This is a genomic window from Flavobacterium rakeshii (genome assembly GCF_009741375.1).
In the GTDB taxonomy this organism is placed as follows: Bacteria; Bacteroidota; Bacteroidia; order Flavobacteriales; family Flavobacteriaceae; genus Flavobacterium; species Flavobacterium rakeshii.
In genome coordinates, this window is record NZ_WOWP01000024.1 from 106,707 (window position 1) to 126,620 (window position 19,914).

Here is a 19,914-nt window from a genome sequence, read left to right on the forward strand (position 1 = left end):
TCTCGGCTTTATTGAAATATGGATATACATTTTTAACAAATCCCTCAAAAAAATATAATCCTCTAAACAAAATTTGAATATAATTCTTTTAATTCATTAAAACTATTGAAAAGCAAAGATATCTTATAAAGTCATCGTTTTAATTATTTCATGAGGCACATTTAATGGTTCGTCGTGCCATCTACCTCCTCTATCAAAATAGCCACCTGCATCTAATAATGCTCGATGTGAGAATCCATAACTTATTTCAACTATCAAGCCTTTACCTGTATTTGAATTTACAACATAATCATATCCCATACATTGAAACCCTAAGATATCAGAGACTGTAAAAGCTGAATGAATGATATCGTTTGTTACCCTACTTCTATTATAAAACAAATCTCCCCCACCTGATGCTCTAAATTCGTCATCACGTATATTCCTTCCGATAAATGACAATTTATCCCCTACAACAACTATTTTTAAATCATATCCTTCATTTGGAATGAATTCTTGTAAATAAACATACCCTCTTTCAATATTAAATTTTCTAGCATTTGAAAGAGAATTTAAAAATTCTGGAATTCGTTTTGCCCTATTAATGAAGGTCTTTATACTTTTAGAGGATTTTATATTTGAAGATGCTTTATATAAAATACTGGGAGCACTACTAATACCTGAATTAAACATCTTTTTGGCATAAATCAATAGCTTTTCTTTTGTATTTAACATTTTAACATTATGAGATCCCGATCCATTTCTAAGTTTGGCAATAATAGGAAAGTCTAATTTATTATTTTTTATATCATATTCTAAACTTTGAATATCATAATAATAAAAAGACTTGGGAATAGGCGCATCTATACTTTCCAGAAGATATGTTTCAGCTAATTTATCGTCAAAATGCCAAGCATCTTTATAAGAAGGAAATACACTTTTACCTCGCTCTTGAAGAGTAAACAAAATATTTTTTGCCATTAACATATCCTTAAAACTATAATTACTAAAATGCCAAAGAATTATGTCAAAATCCATTAATTTATGGATCACCCTATTTTCATATGGATTTACTATTTTATAGCTTATATTATTATCTTCACAATATTGAATCCAAGCTAGGCTCCAATTAGTACTGTGGAGTTTATGGTTTTTATTGAATAGAATTGCTATATTCATAATTACTTAACTCTTTTAAATCTGATATTTCTTGGAATTAATGATCTATAAAAATACTTTACTGCATATATAATGAGTGGGAATATAGTAAAGGTTTTTATACAATACTTTACATTCAATTTTATTGCATTTATCTGATACAATTGCCCTTTTGAAGATTCAAAAGATTGGGTTTCATGAATTCTATGAAAATTTAATTCTTGCTCAATTAACGCTAATGTTTTATCACTATTAAAAGCTAGGCGATACCAAAGATCAGCATCAAACTGAGAAACTCTTTTTTCATCATAAACAGCATCTTGTTTCTTAATTATAACAGATGAGTGAGATATAATTGATTTATATAACATTTTTTTTGGTTTAATTAAATAAAAAGTAATTACTTTAAAATCATCAAATTCAAAACTTTTGGAAAACAATTTTGTCTTAGTAGCTAAAACTGTTATTTCCGGATGAACTTTTAGAATATTTACTTGTGCTTTAAGTTTCTCAGGATGCCATATATCATCCGCATCAATAATAGCTACCCACTCAAATTTCGCTTTACCAATAGCAAAATTTAGAGCCTTACCCCTACCTAGAGACCCTGGTTGAAATAAAAGCAATTTATAATTAGGATTATCAAACTGAAATTTATTTAAAATTTGTACAGTGTTATCAGTAGAGCCATCATCAACAATAATATGTTCAAAATCCTTAAAAGTTTGATTTTTGATACTTTCCAATGTTTCTAAAATATATTTAGATCCATTTTTCACTGTAGTTATTATAGAAATCATACACCTATTACATTAAAAATCAAAAACAAAGAAAAACCTAAGCAAACCGAAAATAATTTCAATTTATAATATTGCAAATTATTCATTTCATATATAGGATATATTAAAAAAGGAATAAAAATCCATGATAGAATTCCAAATCTATCAGAAAAAGGAATATTAAACATCATAATAAAATAACTGGTAAGTAAAACATAAACACGATAAACAAAATTATACTTTTTATACCTATCACTTACCCCTTTTAGTCTAGAAATATAATAACCTAATATAATAAAAAAGAGATTAAAAATTAAGAAATCAATGCGAAATCCTGTTTTATAGCCCTTAATATTATCATTTAAATACCCATCCATTCTATCTAAAAAAAGACCTCCAACAATTGGTAAATTAACCAATAGCGTATTTAAATTAAAACCTAGATACGACAACAAAATGCTCAGAAACAATATTAAATAAACAATCTTATCACTAACATACTTACTAGTAAAAAAAACAAAAACAGCTAATAGACAAGAAAAATGAAAAAAAGGAGCTATTAAAAAAGGAATAATAAATCTCTTACTGTTATTCTTATTGTTTAAATACAAACTCACTCCTAACATAATAAAAGCTCCACCAATTCCCTGCCTCAGTACATTTGTAGACATTGAAATAAAGATAAACAGACTAGAAAAAAACCATAACAAATAAACTTTATTTACATTTTCAAACTTTTTGAATGCATAATAAACGGGAACAACAAACAACAGTGATAAAAAAAATAAATAATATTGAGGGGAAACGTTTATATAAATCAGAAGTTTATTTAAAATATTAAAACCAAAATCTGAACCATATACATCTCCACCGTGATAAATCATATTTTCATAATGCCTAACATACCTTTCTGTATCAGCCCCCACATTTACACTCCTATTAGCTAATAATATATAGAATGCTATTAAAAACAGGAATAGGAAAAAATCTTGAAATTTTAAGTATAACAGCTTCCTGTTAAAAAAACCACCAATTAAATCAAGTAAAATTATTATGAAAAAAAAAGAATAAAGTATGTAATACCCTACGAAAAAATCACCCATTAAATTATTAATTTAAAACTTTCTCAAATACTATATCCCATAAATCATCAATTTTATTTTTTTGAACAAGACTATTCTTTCTTAAATTCTCAATTTCATTTTTCATTTTTTCTTCTCTAAAGAAATTATCAATCTTATCTAAATACACCTGTTTTTCTTCATCTATTTTGATTATATTATCTTCAGTATTAAAATCTTCAAAGAGCATCTGATATTTATGACTCCAACCTATAGCAATCGATGGAACAGATTGTGACAAACTTGAAACTAAACTATGAAAACGTGAACCAATTAGAGCTTTAGCTCCATGAATAATTCCTTTCAATTTATAAATATCCTTCTCCCATACTATCTCAATTTTTTTAGGCAATTTATTATTAATCATCTCTGCAATATGGTAATCACCAATACCTTCATGAATAAGAAAAGCCGCAGAGACCCCTAACAATTCTAATTTAAGAATCATATTTTTAAGCATCTCAATATACAATTCTTCAATATTATTTAATCTCGATGTTGATATAATTTTTTTATTGGGAACAATGAATACATAATCTTTTAAACTATTATACTTACTTTCTTTTTGATAAGCAAGTAACATTGTAAAATCAGGCATCAACTTAATGTCATTATGATTCAAATTTAATTTTTGCACATATTCAAAGGATTTTTTGTCTCTAATAAAAACAAAATCCGCTAAATTTAAAAACTGCCTAGTATAGTAATTATTATTCTTTTTATTAAATGGTCCAAAAGCCTGTGGCATTACTATTAACTTTGTACCATTTTTTTTATACTTTTTAAACTTGTTTGCAGTATAGTTCGCCATTCTATATGTCCATTGATCTCCATAAGCAAAACCAGAAGCATCAAAAAAAACATCTATTTCATTTTCTAAAATAATATTATTTTTTTCTCTATTTTTTTTTGGAATTAACCTACCCAAATCCCCAAAATCAAATAGGTGTTTACGGTAAGTAATACGTTTATAAAAACCTTTCTGTGTTAACAAATCAAACTCTGCTTTTGATGAACAACTAAGAACAATCTTAGCTTCAGGATATTTTTCTTTTATTTTATTTACAATAGAGTAAAGCATCATCTCAGCCCCTTTGTTTACAAATCGAGCTCCATATATTTCTACAACCATAATTATTTTTTTAATACTTTTATTATATCCTTTCCTTGAAAAACCAATGTACCTAATATTAATATAAAAATTGAAATTGATAGTTTTAAGTACTGATTATTAGTTAGAAAACTAAAATGTACAATTATAACAAAAAATATTATTACGAAAGTTTTGTAGATAGAATAAAACAAATCCTTATAAGTAAAACCTAATAATTTCTTCATGAAATACATTGCTATAATAACAGAAACAATGCCATTAAAAACTATACTCCACGCTGTACCAATTATTCCATAGTAATAAGTCCCTATTATTATAGAGGGGATATACAAAAAAAACGTCTTAAATAATTGAATTTTAAACTCTAATGCAGCCCTCCCTAAAGCTCTAATCAAAGATGTATTTGAACCTGCCAAGACGTACACAATTGAACTTATGGACAAAATTTTTATCACATAAATTGCTTCATCCCATTTATCTCCATAAAAAAACTCCAAAATTGGCTCTACATACAAAAACAATAAAATCATTATATATGAAACTATCATAGTATTAAACCGAACTATCTGTCCGTAATAGTTTTTCAAAGCTAACTTCTCATCCCTTATTTTCGCATAAATAGGGTACATTACTTTTGACACAACCCCAACTACTGAAGACCTGATAATACTCGTGATCTGAAAAGAAAAAGAATAAATACCAACATTGTACTTATCAACTAACTTCCCTATCAAAAGATAATCTATTTGCGATGTAATATTATTTGTCAACTGAGTACCCGTAGCATATATACCAAAACTAAAAATTTTTCTAATTTCTTTATTTTCCCATGAAAAACTAGGTAACCATCTATTAAAATATAAATATAAAGGCAAACACACTAAAGAAGTTAATGCACCATTTACTGCAATACTCCATAGTCCAAATCCATTGTAAGCCATTATTATCGAAATAATGCAAGCAATAAAGTTCCCTGTAAAATTGACTGCTGCTAATTTACTAAATTGAAGATCTCTTGTCAGTTTCACCAATTGAATCATGTTAAACGAATTGAATATTATATTCAAGGATAAAACAGGAAAAACATATACTAAAATCGGTTCATTATAAAATCTAGCGACCAAAGGGCCAATAATAATACACAAAAGCAAATACACTAATAAATTTAAAGTAAAACCAGTCCAAAAAGCAGTATTAAATGTCTTATCAGACACCTCTTCTTCAGACATTTGAACCAAAGCTGAAGCAAAACCAAAGTCTACAAATGCCTGAATAATGACAGAAAAAACCATCGCCATTCCAATTATACCAAAATCAGAAGGAAATAATAATTTAGCCAAAAAAAGCTGTAAAACAAATTGTAAACCCGCTTTACTTAAAAAATCAATTCCTGTCCAAATTACTCCAGTTTTTATTTTCTTATTTAGTTTATTTTTTTCCAATATTTTATTTTTATAAATTTTGCCTAGTCATTTTCATTTACAAAACACCAAACTATACAGATATCTTATAATTCTTAATCATTTATAGAAGTAGAAGGAAATACCTCAGAAAACACAATCTAGCTATCACAAAAATCTAACTTGAATTATAAATTCATCTTCCAATCCCTTTATAAACAAAACCAATTCTTCTCAACTCTTCACCATCAAGAATATTCCTACCATCAAAAACAAAAGCAGGTTTTTTCATATTATCATATATTTTTTGCCAGTCATACCCTTTAAATTCATCCCACTCAGTTAAAACCGCTATCGCATGAGCATCTTTACAGACTTCATAAGGATCTTGATTTACTTCTATACCCTCTCTATTCTCAGCTTCACTTCTTGTCTCTAAATAATTTAAATCCGATAGAATTTTTTGATCTGACACTTTAGGATCATAAACAGCTATGTTTGCTTGCTCATTTAATAGATCATCCGCAACATATATAGCTGCTGACTCTCTGGTATCATTGGTATCCTTTTTAAAGGCCCAGCCTAAAAAAGTTATCTTTTTACCTGAAACAGTATTATAAAGGGTTTTAACAATATTAACTGCAAAACGTCTTTTTTGATGATCATTCATTATAACAACCTGCTCCCAATAATCCGCTACTTCATGAAGACCATAAGATTTTGCTATATAAACTAAATTCAAAATATCTTTTTGAAAACAAGAACCTCCAAAACCTACAGACGCTTTTAAAAATTTAGATCCTATGCGGCTATCCATACCTATTGCCCTAGCAACCTCACTCACATCAGCACCTGTCTTCTCACATAGTTCTGACATTGCATTAATCGAAGATACTCTTTGAGCTAAAAAAGCATTAGCTGTAAGTTTTGACAACTCTGAAGACCAAACATTTGTAGTTAAAATCTTTTCTCTGTCAACCCAATTAGCATACACTTCAACCAAAGCATTAATTGCGGCAAATCCGTCTTCATCTGTTCCTCCACCAATTAATACCCGGTCAGGATTTAATAAATCCTGAACAGCAGTACCCTCTGCTAAAAATTCCGGGTTAGATAAAATTTCAAACTTTACCCCATTTCCTGTATTATCTAAAATACTCTTAATTGCTTCAGCTGTCCTAACAGGTAGCGTAGACTTTTCCACAACAATTTTATCCGTTTTAGCTACAGAAGCTATTTGCCTAGCACAAAGCTCAATATACTTTAAATCAGCTGCCTTTCCCTTACCTAAACCATAAGTTTTTGTAGGCGTATTAACAGAGATAAAAATCATCTCAGCCTCATCAATAGCTTTTTCAACATCGGTAGAAAAAAACAGATTCCTACCTCTTGCTTCAGCTACTAAATCTTCCAGCCCTGGCTCATATATAGGTATATTAGAAATATCTTCATCATTCCATGCCTTGATTCTAGCTTCATTAACATCTACAACAGTAACCTTTATATCAGGACACTTATAAGCAATAACAGCCATAGTAGGACCTCCTACATAACCTGCTCCTATACAACATATATTTTTAACCTTCATTTCTCTTAATCTCTTTATAATTTACTGTCTGCCAATTCCCCAAGAACTCCTTTTACATCATAAACAACTCCGTTATCAGCTTTAATCACCTCATAATTTAAATTTTTAAATTCATTATGTGCTACACCTAAAATTATTGCATTATACTTTTCTTCTGGTTGAGTATTAGTAACCTTAAGACCGTATTCATGCTCCACTTCTTTAGGACTAGCCCATGGATCATAAATATCAACCTCTACACTATACTCTTTTAAAGCACTTATAACATCAACAATTTTAGTATTCCTAACATCCGGACAGTTTTCTTTAAAAGTAACACCTAGCATAAGAACCTTAGCTCCATTTACCACTATCCCTTTCTTAATCATAAGCTTAACTACCTGAGAGGCTACATATTCGCCCATACTATCATTAAGTCTTCTACCTGCTAATATAATTTCAGGATGATACCCTACCTCCTGAGCTTTTTGTGCCAAATAATATGGATCAACACCTATACAATGTCCACCTACAAGCCCCGGCTTAAAAGGAAGGAAGTTCCACTTTGTACCCGCAGCCTCTAATACATCATGAGTATCAATATTTAGGCAATTAAAAATTTTAGCTAGCTCATTTACGAAAGCAATATTAATATCCCTTTGAGAATTCTCTATAACTTTTGCTGCTTCTGCGACTTTAATCGTTGGAGCTAAGTGAGTTCCTGCAGCAATAACCGATTTATACAAATTATCTACCTTCTTACCTATTTCAGGAGTTGAACCGGCAGTAACTTTTAATATTTTTTCCACTGTATGCTCTTTATCTCCTGGATTAATCCTTTCTGGAGAATAACCGGCATAAAAATCTTCATTAAACTTTAAACCGCTTATTTTTTCAAGCACAGGAACACATTCATCTTCAGTAACACCAGGATATACCGTAGATTCATAAATCACAATATCCCCTTTTGATAACACTTTACCAACCGTTTCACTAGCTTTATATAAAGGAGTCAAATCAGGTCTGTTATTCCTGTCTACAGGAGTTGGAACTGTAATTACATAACAGTTACAATCCTTTGCATCTTCTAAGTTAGTTGTACAAAACAACCCTACATCTTCAGATGCACTTTTTTTCAGTACAGATTGCAATAAAACATCTTCTACTTCTAACGTACTATCTTTACCAGAGTTAAGTTCATTAACACGAGACTGATTAATATCAAATCCTACTACAGAATATTTTGTAGCAAACAACCTTGCTAATGGTAATCCTACATAACCTAACCCTATTATCGCTATTTTCATAAACCTGTTTTATATAAAAAAGAAATACATTATTTTAAATTAGCCCAATACCACGTCACAGCTTCCTTAAGACCTGCCTGAAGGGAATACTTAGGATCATAGCCCAGTAAACCCGAAGCTTTATCTATACTTGCAAGCGAGTGAGGAATATCTCCTGCCCTATTAGGACCGTGAACAACTTCAACGTTAGCTATTTCTGAGTCGTATTCTGCCAGTAAATCCTTAAGATAACCTATCAAATCATTAAGTGTTGTCCTATCACCAAAAGCCGTATTGTAAACTGTATTAATAGCCTCTGGGTTTTCTGTCAACATAGCAAGTTCATTCATTTGAATAACATTATCTATGTATGTAAAATCTCTGGAATAATTACCATCTCCATTAATAACAGGGCTTTCATGCTTCATAAACTGCATTACAAACTTTGGTATAACTGCCGCATAAGCACCATTAGGATCCTGGCGTCTGCCAAAAACATTAAAATAACGCAAACCTATCACTTCTATGCCATATGTTTTACTAAAAATATCAGCATAGAGTTCATTTACATACTTTGTAATCGCATAGGGCGAAAGAGGCTTCCCAATTTTATCCTCAACTTTAGGCAATGACTCAGAGTCACCGTAAGTTGAAGAACTCGCAGCATAAACAAATCTTTTTACACCTTCATCTCGCGAAGCTGTAAGCATATTCAAAAAACCACTAACATTAACATCATTACTGGTTATAGGATCGTTTATTGAACGGGGAACAGAACCTAAAGCAGCCTCATGTAAAACATAACTAACACCTTTCACTGCCTTATGACAATCAGCAAGATTCCTTATATCACCTTCAATTAAAGTAAAGTCAGGATTCCCTAAAAGATGATTTATATTTTTTCTGTGACCTGTAGAAAAGTTGTCTAAGCAAACTACTTTATAATTTTTAGCTAAAAAATAATCACATAAGTTAGAACCAATAAAACCGGCTCCACCAGTAATTAAAACTTTCGCTGCATTTTCCATCATGTATTGATTTGGTTGGGTATTTTTGTTAAAAAATTCATGCAAATATAGTCAGATTATATTCTTAAACCACATTTAAATTAAACTACAGGGTTTTTCCCCTAAAACGCTATTTCAGCAGCGCCATTATTTATCTACAAAATAACTAGCGCAAAGTATATCATTTTTTACCGTCCCGTATAATATCTACAAGTATTTAACAATACAATAACACATTACAGAACAAAAACACAACTATAACGAAAAAGCAAACACATAGTTGCTCAAGAACATGTTTTTTATATTTTTGAAAAAACACGACACATTCAAAAAATGATTAAACAACTACACATAGACAAAAACATTCATCCGTTTGGTTATTATGCTTTTTATGTCACTCCTAAGCAATCCGAAATAATAAACCATTCGTGTCGCGGAGATTTCTACACCATGTTTTATGTGAGATCAGGAGAAGTTGTTTTACAAATAGACATAAATAAAATAAAAATAAAGAAAGGAGAATGCGCCTTTATAGGCATCAATCAGGTCTTTAAAATAGAAAACCCTTCCTCCTTTGAAGTATTAGTACTACGTTTTGAGGAAAGCTTTTATTGTCGACATGAAACCGACATCAACTTTATTAACAGCTGCTACTTTTTTGATAACTCGAAAAAACTATACAAATTCAAACTCGACAATGCCACCCAAATAAGCATTGAACAACACTATAAGAATCTTTCAGAACAATGCTCCCAACCATATAATGAAATCGAATACATGATTGCACACAACAGTATTGAGAGATTACTATTGTATTGCCACGAAAAAGCACACTCCAATACTCCCGAAAGTTTTAATCAAATCACAAATCCGGAGAACGAACTGGTACACAATTACAGACAGCTGATAAAAGAAAACTTTAAGAAACAGAAACAATTAAAATTTTACACTGAAGAACTGAACACATCTGTAAAAAAACTAACAGATGCCTGTAAAAACATTTACGGACAATCTCCAAAAAAACTAATAACCGAACAAACCATATTGGAAGCCAAAAGATTACTACTCCATAGCCCAATGAATATTAAAGAAATTGCTTTTGAATTAAACTTTGAAGAACCAAGTAATTTTATACGATTTTTCTCTAAAGCTGTAAACATGTCACCAAGGGAGTATAGAGAGTACTCAACCCAAAAAAACAACCTCTTACCGTAACATTTATGCATTTCGTCGAATTTATTTTCACTTCAACGTTTCTTTATACACTCATAACACGTCCAATACATTAATCTACTATATTTGGAGTGTATTGATTTTAGAGGGGCGGATATATGAATAAGTTGATTTTACTTTTAATCGTTGTTTTTAACTGTGTAACATACACAGCATACTCTCAAAGCAACTCGAGCACAAACCTGAATATTAACTTAAATGATATTCAAAGCATAAAAGTAAACGAAAACCAAAGTAATGTATCCTTATCATTAAATAACTCGTCAGATTATATCAACGGTAAATCTACCAATGAGTCTGACCATATTGAAATAATGAGCAGCAGTAATTATGAAATAAGAGTTTCTGCCGCTTCAAACCTTATCAGTGAAGGAGCAACTATTGACATTGGGACTGTCACAGTTACACCAACACAAGGAAACATAGGAGGTGATTCACTAGGCAATATAAACCTGTCACCTACTACTTTATCGCTTACAGACAATACGCTTGTACAGTCAAATAGCGGAGACATTAAAAGGTCATTCAACATTGAATACCACGTATCGGGAGGAGAAGAATACTTAAACAAACCTACAGGAACGTATTCTACCTTAATTACATACACGATACTAATGCCTTAAAAACATACATATATATAACATTAAATTAGCACAATGTTACATTTAACTTAAAATGATAGCGAAAAGTATTTTTTTGACTATTATCATCTCTTATAAACACCATACATTTGCAGCGTTAAAATTAACAAAAAGTAAACCTTACTACTTAGCCCCCTAGGTATTAAGAATTGTCCCACTAAAATTAATACAAACTAATGACTAATTTTTTCAAGATTGCATCTGTTGCAATCATTGCATTATCTGCAAACTCACTATTCGCTCAAGACACAGCCGAAACAACACTTAACGTAAACTTAGCAAGTTCATTTGAAATTACTGTTGCTAATGCATCGGTTGACATCGACATGAACACTCCTGAACACTTCCAGTCTGGTAATACTTCAGGTCAAAAAGCTGATCACGTTCAAATTAGTGCTACAGGAGAGTATGAAGTTAAAGTAATTGCTTTTTCAGACCTTACTTCAGGTTCAGAAACTATCCCTGTCAACACTATTACTGTTACTCCAACACTAGGCTCTTACCTTGGTGCAGGTTCAGAAGGTTCTGTTTCTCCAACACTTACTGCTCAGTCTTTAAGTAATTCAACAGAGAACACTATTATTTCTTGCGAAACTGGTGAATCATTAAGAGGTTACAACATTGAGTATTCAATTCCTTCAGAAAGTGCTTCAGAATATCTTAACCACTCTGCCGGAACATATACTACTACAGTAACTTATTCGCTATACGCACTATAATAAATACTGAAAGTTTTTAGGAATCAGCCCCAACTGTATACTATTACAGTTGGTGCTTTTCTGTACATGCAGTATACTTATTTTGCATGCAATAAAGGCAAAGAAAATCCCCCCATTGAAACAAATACCGCAAATTTATTATTTGCTTCTGTTACTATCTTGCCCCTTTTTTGCTTTCTCCCAAATCGGTTCAGCCGAAACGCAGGTTAATGTCTTAATCGGCCAGGTAATTAGTATAGAAGTAACACAGCCCTCTGTAAATATAGACATGGGCCTGTCTACCCATTACATTAACGGAAATTCGTCGGGCCAGCAAACCAATCACATTAAAGTAACCTCAAATAATGGTTACGAGATAAATGTGAGAGCTACCACCGAATACTTTTCGTTAAACGGAAACATGACTACATTACCGGTTAATACCATAATGATAGCAACTTCCCTGGGTGATGATCTAACAGGATCAGGCAGCGCAGCTCCAGCTAGTTTACAGATAAATAGCGCTGTGCCATTATCTACCTCAAACACTAACATAGTGTCTTCTGGAGAAGGCGAGAGCGCACGCGGTTTTCATGTTACTTACTCCATCCCTGCCTCACAAACCAGTAATTATTTAAACAAAGAACCGGGTACATACACTACTAATGTAATTTATACAGTGGTACCTCAGTAATTTCTATAACTTTACCGTTATAAACAATTTGAATCATGAAAAAATTCTTTTTAGCTATTACGTTATTCTTTGCAGCAAATACAGTTTTTGCACAGGCTGGTATATCACTAACACCAGGCAGATTATATTACAAGTTTGGAAAAGGTGCTTCGGGCTCACAATTTGTAAAAATCACCAACCCAACTAATAAAGAATTGGAAATAGGCACTTCTTTTAGCGACTGGAGCTATGAAGAAGATGGTAAAAACCAAATACTGGAAGCCAACACTATTTCAACTTCATGCTCAAACTGGATTCAAATATTACCTTCATCTTATTTTATTATTAAACCGGGAGAAACTAAAGAAATTGAAGTCATATTAAAAGTACCACAGGATGTCGATGAAAGCACTCCTGTACATAACTCAATGATATTTTTCACCCAGCTTAACCCAGGTAAATCGACCGATAAAAACGGAGCCTCAATACAGGTCACCGTTAGGATGGGCGTGAAAATTTATCACACATTCAACAAAGAGAGCGAAGCACTTATAGACTTTGTAGATTTTTTAAGTTATGCCGATGAGCAGGAAAATAAAATCCTGGAGCTTAAAGTTGAAAATCAATCCAAAATATGGGCAGACGGAACAGTTAAATGGGAACTTTTCAATAATAGTACCGGAAAAAAAACAGTATTAAAAGAATCTGAATTTTATACACTACCCGGCAACATACGATCATTAAAGCAAATATTACCGACAGACCTGCCTAAAGGCGATTATACCGTATCGGCAATTTTGACTTATGGAGAAAAAGATGTCATTAAAATAGCAGAACTCGAATTTAGCCTATAATGAAAACTGCAAAAGCAATCCTTATAATATTATTGTTAACTTTCCTTCAGGGTAAAGCACAAGTCACACTCAACTCATGGGCAGGTGGACAACCACAAATGACAACCTATGATGAAATGGTAAACGGAAAAACCCAAATCGACCAAGCTACTGTTACAATTCAAAAATATAATGGCTCTAATAACATACACGAATGGAAACTAACAGTGAGATTACTACAGGATTACACTCACGATTCTTATACCATTGGAGCGCAATACAGCTCACTACAGTTTAACGAACAGCAAAACAACAATTCGTCAGACAACTCACTTATAAACATTTCCACTCAACCTTTTCAGTTAAGTACTTTTAACGAAGTAACGCTAATTCATAGTAATATTCCTTTAACAGGAACTGTAGACAGAAGGTTTCGATTCAACCTCATTATACAGGGAGGTAACCATCTACTTGTAAACCCTAACGGAACTTACTACTCTGCTTATGAGTATAAACTATACAAAATAAAAAACAACGGAACAGAAGAGCTTATTGCCACAAGAACAGAATCAACAAACGGTAGCGCACGTTTACAACTTAACTACCAGGGAAACAATGGTCAGCAAAATGTTAGTTTACAAAACGGAGCAAACATTTTTAATTTACAATACAATACTTCTGAAAGCTATACTAACGGAGTTTCACAGCAGGTTATTAAAGGTTTAAAGGTGACCACTCCAAGTAACTATCAACTTAACGTAAAAGCATCTGCTAACGAGATGACATCGGCAACTACCTCATCTACCATACCGGTATCGATATTAAATGTTGAGCTCAGTACAAACGAAAACATCCCCGGATTAACCATATACTCCCCCATAAGCCTTTCAGCCAGTGATCAGGTAATAGCCATACGGTCACAATATGTACAGAGTATCGAGTTTAATTTAAGATTCTTTATACCGCCAAATGCTCTTAATCTTTCCGCAACACCGGGAACCTACACCACATACGTATACTTTGTAATCGTACCAAACTAAAAGCATTAATGCAGGGCATTTTTAAATATATTATAGTTATTACTTTTTTGACAATAGGAAACTTCTCTCTTGCTCAGGAAAGCGAATTTACTATTGAATTTGCCCAACAAAAAACTGACTCTAAAAACTCAGCCGTAATAGATGCTTTTGTAAAAATTAAAAATAAAACAAGTAATAACCTAACAGGAGAGTTTGAGGTTCACAGTAACCACGAAGACTTGTACCTCGTACAACGTAAACCAAAAACAATAAACCTAACCGCAAACGATTCGGTTTATATTCCGGTAAAGGCAATTATATCAAAAACAGCAAAGGCAGGAAACCAGCCCTCTATTGAAGCAATTTTTACAACAAACAACAACAATACAAAATCAGTAATTCTTCCTGTTACAATAACCGAAAGGAAGCTGATAAAAATGTTCCTGCTGGAAACAAACCTAATCTATGAAAACATAGGTGATACACTAACAATCCCTATTCGTATTTCAAATGATGGTAATACCCGGCAGAAAATAGATATAGTTACCCGATATCCTAATTTTATAACCAAGGATATGATGGAGACTACCAGTATAAAAATCAATGCCTTTACAGATACTTTAGTTTACCTAAAAAAACAGGTTACTAAAAACATATTGGCTCAGGAAGATTTCAACCTAACCATCACCTCATTATACCAAAGCGGAGATATTATTGGTATTGCAAACATACGTGCCAGCTCTATTAAACAGGACAGGCGTTATACAACACAGTTTAACCCAGACTATGCTCAAACTTTTAACCAAACGAACCAGGTAACTGTAAGTCATTTGGAAAACAGCAGCAATGCAAGCGCCTATTATTTATATGCAAATGCAGAAGCACAAATAAATGACAGTAAAATATATACAAATATAGATGCCAATTTATGGACTAATTCTAATCAGCTATTTTTAAGAAATACATGGCTGGGATATAAGAATAGTGATTTTGGCATACAGGCAGGTAACATATCTAAATTTGCCGATATTAACTTAGTGGGGCGGGGTGCCCAGGCGTACTATTCTACATCTAAGAATAGTAAGATTGAAGTTGGAGGAATAGATAAGTCGTACAATCTGGCCGACTATTCTAATCCTTCAGGAGGAACTTCTGCCTGGGCATCTTATTTTCACAATGGCGGATGGTTAGAAAAAGGTTTTGAAAGCAACCTTATATACGACCACGATAAGTTTACCGGTATAAACAGTCTTTTAGCAACATCTAAATTTAATGTTCTAAAAAAACAAAACTTTTCACTTAAGGCAGGCGGAGGCTTAAGCAATGCTAACTATGATACTGCTAATACTAACAAAACCGGAGCAGCGGGAGAAATAGTTGCTGTAGGCAAACAGGGTAACCTGTATTATAGTAGTACTAACTTTATAAGTAATGGTTATTATGCAGGAGTTAAAAGAGGTGTTTTAAACTTTAACGAACGTGTAAACTGGACTACTGAAAAATACAATATGTGGGCCGTTTATAATTATATGTCGGTTAAACCAAAATCTCTAACCGAACAGGTTTTATACTCAACATTATTCACAACAGCTCGTTATAGTGTAGGTGCATCCAGAAGATTTTCTAACATTACATTAACTGTATCACCAAACATATATTCCGAAAAACGTGATGAACCACTTTATGTAGGAGGTTCGCAAAGCCGAAGCATGGATGCATACCGTATGAATCTCGGTATTAACTACAGCAATCACACTTCAACCGTTAATCTTATTGTTGACGGTGGTAGCTTTAAAACCAACATTGAAAATCAACCTTCACAATTTCATGTAAAGGCAAACCTTATATATTCGTGGAAATTCTTAAACCTACTCACTACCTATCAATATAACAGCTTTAACCTAGGTGAGGCAATTGCTAATCATCAAACAAATCCCGATAAAACTTTTTACAACATAATGATTAACCCAAGTGTTGTATTAAAGTTTTTTGACAGCAAACTGATTTTATATACCGGAGCTACATTTGCATCAAACACTATAAACGAACGTATTACTCAGTTTAGTGGAAGAGCCAATTATAAAATCACTCCTGATTTTAGCCTGTTTATTAACGGATATTATAGTGACATATCAAACAATCCTTATTCACTAAACTCTTTCCAGGTTGGATTAACAAAACAGTTCAGACCAATTAGAATAGACAGCTCTAAAAGTGATCTTGAGGTATATGTATATTATGAGAATGAAGGTAAAGAGGCAGAAAACACTCCTGCCGCCAATCAGCTTATCATCATTGGTGGTAAAGCCTTTAGAACAAACAAGCAGGGTATAATAAAATACAGATCACTACCAGCAGGAGATTACGAAATACGTCCGGTAAATACAAATGAATGGCACGCCTACAGCCGTACCATAAATATTATTCAGGATACTCAATTATCCATCGGGCTTACAAAAACCTCTACTATCAAAGGTTCTGTATCTTATACTCAAACAGAAAGAAGTTATGAGATTACCAAAAAACTTGGCGGACTATCTATCATAGCGGTAGACGATACAGGAAACATATTCCAGTCAAGAACAGACGATATAGGTAACTTTGTACTATATGTTCCAAAAGGCTACTATACCATTACTCTTGAAAAATCAGATGTATCAGAATATGTTGACATAGAACACAACAACAGAAGTATCGAGGCAATACCAGATACTATTACCAATGTTAAGTTCAATCTGAATATAAAGGAAAAACGTGTAGAAACACGTAAATTCTCATCACGTGGTTTTCCTAGTCAGTCATCAGGCAACAAGAAAAAGAAAAAATAGACTTAGTGATTCTTTAGGCTGTTTTCAAAAGGCACTCTATGGATAATACTTCTTCCCAGAGTAACCTCATCTGCAAACTCCAGTTCATCTCCTACAGATATACCTCTGGCTATAGCCGAAAGCACTACATCACAATCTTTTATCTGTTTGTAAATATAAAAGTTGGTAGTATCACCCTCCATAGTAGAGCTAAGGGCAAAAATAAGTTCTTTTGCCGTACCGTTTTTAACCTTCTCAACCAGTGTAGGTATATTAAGCTGACTTGGACCTACACCATCAATAGGAGATATTTTACCTCCCAAAACATGGTATATTCCCTTAAATAGACCGGTATTCTCAATAGCCATTACATCCCTTATATCCTCTACAACACAAACAATCGATTTGTCTCTGGAAAGGTTACTGCAAATTTCGCATACCTCAACATCAGATATATTGTGGCATTCCCTGCAAAACCGAATATCATCACGCATTTTTAATATCGCATCCGTTAAATGCTCTGTCTGTTCTTTCGGTTGCTTTAATAAATGTAATGCCAGCCTTAAGGCTGTACGTTTCCCTATACCCGGTAACTGAGAAATTTCAGCCACTGCCCTTTCCAGTAATTTTGAAGACATTTCCATAAATGCAAATGTACAAAACCTGTAAATTGTGAGTATATTGTAATATTTTTTATTTGTTTTGTATATAAACTAATTCTATGCAGCCAATAACCATCCTATCCATAATAATAGTATACTTTGGAGTATTAATAGCCATATCAAGGCTGGTAAGCAATAAAGATAGCGGTAACGACGCCTTTTTTAAAGCCAATAAAAGCTCAAAATGGTATTTGGTTGCATTTGGAATGATAGGAACTGCCCTTTCGGGAGTTACCTTTATATCCGTTCCCGGCGAAGTAGGCTCACCAAACGGAGAGCAGTTTAAATACTTCCAGTTTGTATTGGGTAATGCCATAGGTTTTATACTTATTGCAAAAGTATTGCTCCCCCTCTACTACAGGTTAAACCTTACATCCATATACGGTTATATAGAGAAACGCCTTGGGCAGTACAGTTATAAAACCGCAGCCATGATTTTCCTTATAAGCCGCACGATTGGCTCGGCATTCAGGTTATACCTTGTGGTTATTGTATTGCAGCGTTATGTGTTTGATGCCTTTGGAATTCCGTTTTGGGCAACAGTATTAATATCCCTCCTCCTTATTTTTGCATACACCTATAAAGGCGGACTGAAAACTATTATCATTACCGATACACTTCAAACCTTTTTTATAGTTTCATCGGTATTCTTTACCATATATTTTATATGCGACAGTTTAGAGCTTAGCCTTCCACAGGCTTTTGAAACCGTTAAACAGAGTAATTATTCCAAAATATTCTTTTTTGAAGATTTCATAACCAGCCGTTATCATTTTATTAAACAGATTTTAGGCGGAATATTTGTTACCATAGCCATGGTTGGACTCGATCAGGATCTTATGCAGAAAAACCTGAGCTGCAAGAACATTGGCGAGGCACAAAAAAACATGTTTACTTTTACAGGTATTTTTGTTGTAATTAACCTTTTCTTCCTTGGAGTTGGAGCTCTGCTATATATTTATGCCAATAAAAACGGATTAAGTGTACCTACTGTTAACGGCACACCAAGAACCGATTTACTTTTCCCTGAAATTGCTTTCCATCACCTGTCACTGGTTCCTTCGGTAATTTTCCTGCTAGGGCTTACAGCAGCAACCTTTGCCACTACCGATTCGGCATTAACAGCACTTACAACCTCTTTTTGTGTGGACTTCTTAGGAATGGATAAAACTGAAAATGCCAACAAACCTAATGTTGTAAGAACAAGGCATTGGGTACACATTTCATTCTCTTTCCTTATGTTTTTAGTAATTATTGTATTTAATGCTATTAACGATGCTTCTGTTGTAAGTATGATATTCAGGATTGCTTCTTATACTTACGGCCCGTTACTTGGCTTATATGCCTTTGGTTTAATAATGAAAAAACTTACGCTAAGAGATAAACTCACCCCATTAGTATGTATAGCATCACCATTTATAACCCTACTGCTTAGTATGAACTCAAAACTGTTGTTTGGCAACTACGTGTTTGACAACGAACTGATAATTATAAACGGACTAATTACTTTTATACTGTTACTATGCATCAGTAAAAAAGCTGAACCTAATAATTTCCCAGCGACAGCATAACAAGAGTACAGGCAACCTCTACCTCAATATTATGCTCTTTAAGTAATGTATAAAACTCAGGATTTTCGGTACCGGGATTAAACACTACTCTTTTTGGTTTTAGCCCGATAATGTAGTTGTAGTATTTTTGCTGGTTCATAGGGTTAAGATATAGTGTTACCGTATCTACTCCGTCAAAATCTATAAGCTCCTTTTCTATATGTAATCCGTCAAGGTTATCTTCCTTTTTCCCTACAGCTACTACAGGATGGCCATGCTGTTGCAGCATTTTTACAGCCCTGTAAGCATATCTATCGGGATTAACAGAAGCTCCCATAACAAGTGTTTTCTTTTCTGTTTTCATAACAATATCATTTATTCCAAAAA

At 32.9% G+C, this 19,914-nt stretch carries 18 protein-coding genes; 8 read left to right on the top strand and 10 right to left on the bottom strand.

Going from position 1 to position 19,914, the window contains the following annotated elements; translation table 11 throughout:
* Positions 1-123: 123 nt before the first annotated feature.
* The 8 genes from GN157_RS07870 to GN157_RS07905 all read right to left on the bottom strand — a co-directional run bounded on the left by GN157_RS07870 (position 124) and on the right by GN157_RS07905 (position 9,432).
* The gene (locus tag GN157_RS07870; RefSeq protein WP_157482752.1) at positions 124-1,158 is read right to left on the bottom strand and encodes an ATP-grasp domain-containing protein; all 1,035 of its coding nucleotides are present in this window, start codon (positions 1,156-1,158) and stop codon (positions 124-126) included.
* Between the two features lie 2 nt (positions 1,159-1,160).
* Positions 1,161-1,937 carry a glycosyltransferase family 2 protein gene (locus GN157_RS07875; protein ID WP_157482754.1) on the bottom strand — a complete coding sequence of 259 codons (777 nt, stop codon included), beginning with the start codon at positions 1,935-1,937 and terminating at the stop codon, positions 1,161-1,163.
* Entirely contained in the window at positions 1,934-3,019 is a 1,086-nt protein-coding gene (locus tag GN157_RS07880) for an EpsG family protein (RefSeq protein WP_157482756.1), read from the bottom strand. The genes GN157_RS07875 and GN157_RS07880 overlap by 4 nt, the downstream gene beginning before the upstream one ends.
* A gap of 7 nt (positions 3,020-3,026) precedes the next feature.
* Entirely contained in the window at positions 3,027-4,169 is a 1,143-nt protein-coding gene (locus GN157_RS07885; protein ID WP_157482758.1) for a polysaccharide pyruvyl transferase family protein, read from the bottom strand.
* Positions 4,170-4,171: 2 nt separating this feature from the next.
* Positions 4,172-5,593: a lipopolysaccharide biosynthesis protein gene (locus tag GN157_RS07890; protein ID WP_157482760.1), complete on the bottom strand. Its 1,422-nt coding sequence runs from the start codon at positions 5,591-5,593 to the stop codon at positions 4,172-4,174.
* A gap of 154 nt (positions 5,594-5,747) precedes the next feature.
* A complete protein-coding gene (locus GN157_RS07895; protein ID WP_157482762.1) occupies positions 5,748-7,139 on the bottom strand; it encodes a UDP-glucose 6-dehydrogenase in 1,392 nt (463 codons plus the stop codon).
* A gap of 14 nt (positions 7,140-7,153) precedes the next feature.
* The gene (locus GN157_RS07900; protein ID WP_157482764.1) at positions 7,154-8,425 is read right to left on the bottom strand and encodes a nucleotide sugar dehydrogenase; all 1,272 of its coding nucleotides are present in this window, start codon (positions 8,423-8,425) and stop codon (positions 7,154-7,156) included.
* A gap of 29 nt (positions 8,426-8,454) precedes the next feature.
* Positions 8,455-9,432 carry an SDR family oxidoreductase gene (locus GN157_RS07905; RefSeq protein ID WP_157482970.1) on the bottom strand — a complete coding sequence of 326 codons (978 nt, stop codon included), beginning with the start codon at positions 9,430-9,432 and terminating at the stop codon, positions 8,455-8,457.
* Positions 9,433-9,744: 312 nt separating this feature from the next.
* Here GN157_RS07905 and GN157_RS07910 point away from each other — a divergent pair, with 312 nt between their 5' ends.
* The 7 genes from GN157_RS07910 (at position 9,745) to GN157_RS07940 (ending at position 17,336) form a co-directional block, all read left to right on the top strand.
* The gene (locus GN157_RS07910) at positions 9,745-10,626 is read left to right on the top strand and encodes an AraC family transcriptional regulator (RefSeq protein ID WP_157482766.1); all 882 of its coding nucleotides are present in this window, start codon (positions 9,745-9,747) and stop codon (positions 10,624-10,626) included.
* A gap of 116 nt (positions 10,627-10,742) precedes the next feature.
* Complete coding sequence (locus GN157_RS07915; RefSeq protein ID WP_157482767.1) at positions 10,743-11,267, top strand: hypothetical protein; 525 nt, start codon at positions 10,743-10,745, stop codon at positions 11,265-11,267.
* A gap of 194 nt (positions 11,268-11,461) precedes the next feature.
* Positions 11,462-12,004: a hypothetical protein gene (locus GN157_RS07920; RefSeq protein ID WP_157482769.1), complete on the top strand. Its 543-nt coding sequence runs from the start codon at positions 11,462-11,464 to the stop codon at positions 12,002-12,004.
* A 268-nt stretch (positions 12,005-12,272) separates the two neighbouring features.
* Positions 12,273-12,677, top strand: a complete 405-nt coding sequence (locus tag GN157_RS07925) for a hypothetical protein (protein WP_157482771.1) — start codon at positions 12,273-12,275, stop codon at positions 12,675-12,677.
* Positions 12,678-12,712: 35 nt separating this feature from the next.
* Entirely contained in the window at positions 12,713-13,510 is a 798-nt protein-coding gene (locus tag GN157_RS07930) for a fimbrial biogenesis chaperone (RefSeq protein ID WP_157482773.1), read from the top strand.
* The gene (locus GN157_RS07935) at positions 13,510-14,529 is read left to right on the top strand and encodes a hypothetical protein (RefSeq protein ID WP_157482775.1); all 1,020 of its coding nucleotides are present in this window, start codon (positions 13,510-13,512) and stop codon (positions 14,527-14,529) included. Before GN157_RS07930 ends, GN157_RS07935 begins: the two co-directional genes overlap by 1 nt.
* An 8-nt stretch (positions 14,530-14,537) precedes the next feature.
* On the top strand, positions 14,538-17,336 hold the full coding sequence (locus GN157_RS07940) for a COG1470 family protein (protein WP_157482777.1): 2,799 nt from the start codon (positions 14,538-14,540) through the stop codon (positions 17,334-17,336).
* Positions 17,337-17,338: 2 nt separating this feature from the next.
* Here the strand turns inward: GN157_RS07940 and recR are convergent, their stop codons facing one another.
* Positions 17,339-17,959 (bottom strand): recombination mediator RecR, encoded by a 621-nt coding sequence (recR, locus tag GN157_RS07945; RefSeq protein WP_157482779.1) that lies wholly within the window; start codon positions 17,957-17,959, stop codon positions 17,339-17,341.
* 77 nt (positions 17,960-18,036) lie between these two features.
* Between recR and GN157_RS07950 the strand changes: the two genes are divergently transcribed.
* Complete coding sequence (locus GN157_RS07950; protein ID WP_157482781.1) at positions 18,037-19,548, top strand: sodium:solute symporter; 1,512 nt, start codon at positions 18,037-18,039, stop codon at positions 19,546-19,548.
* Here GN157_RS07950 and GN157_RS07955 read toward each other — a convergent pair.
* Positions 19,523-19,891: a CoA-binding protein gene (locus GN157_RS07955; protein WP_157482783.1), complete on the bottom strand. Its 369-nt coding sequence runs from the start codon at positions 19,889-19,891 to the stop codon at positions 19,523-19,525. The genes GN157_RS07950 and GN157_RS07955 overlap by 26 nt on opposite strands.
* Between the last annotated feature and the right edge of the window lie 23 nt (positions 19,892-19,914).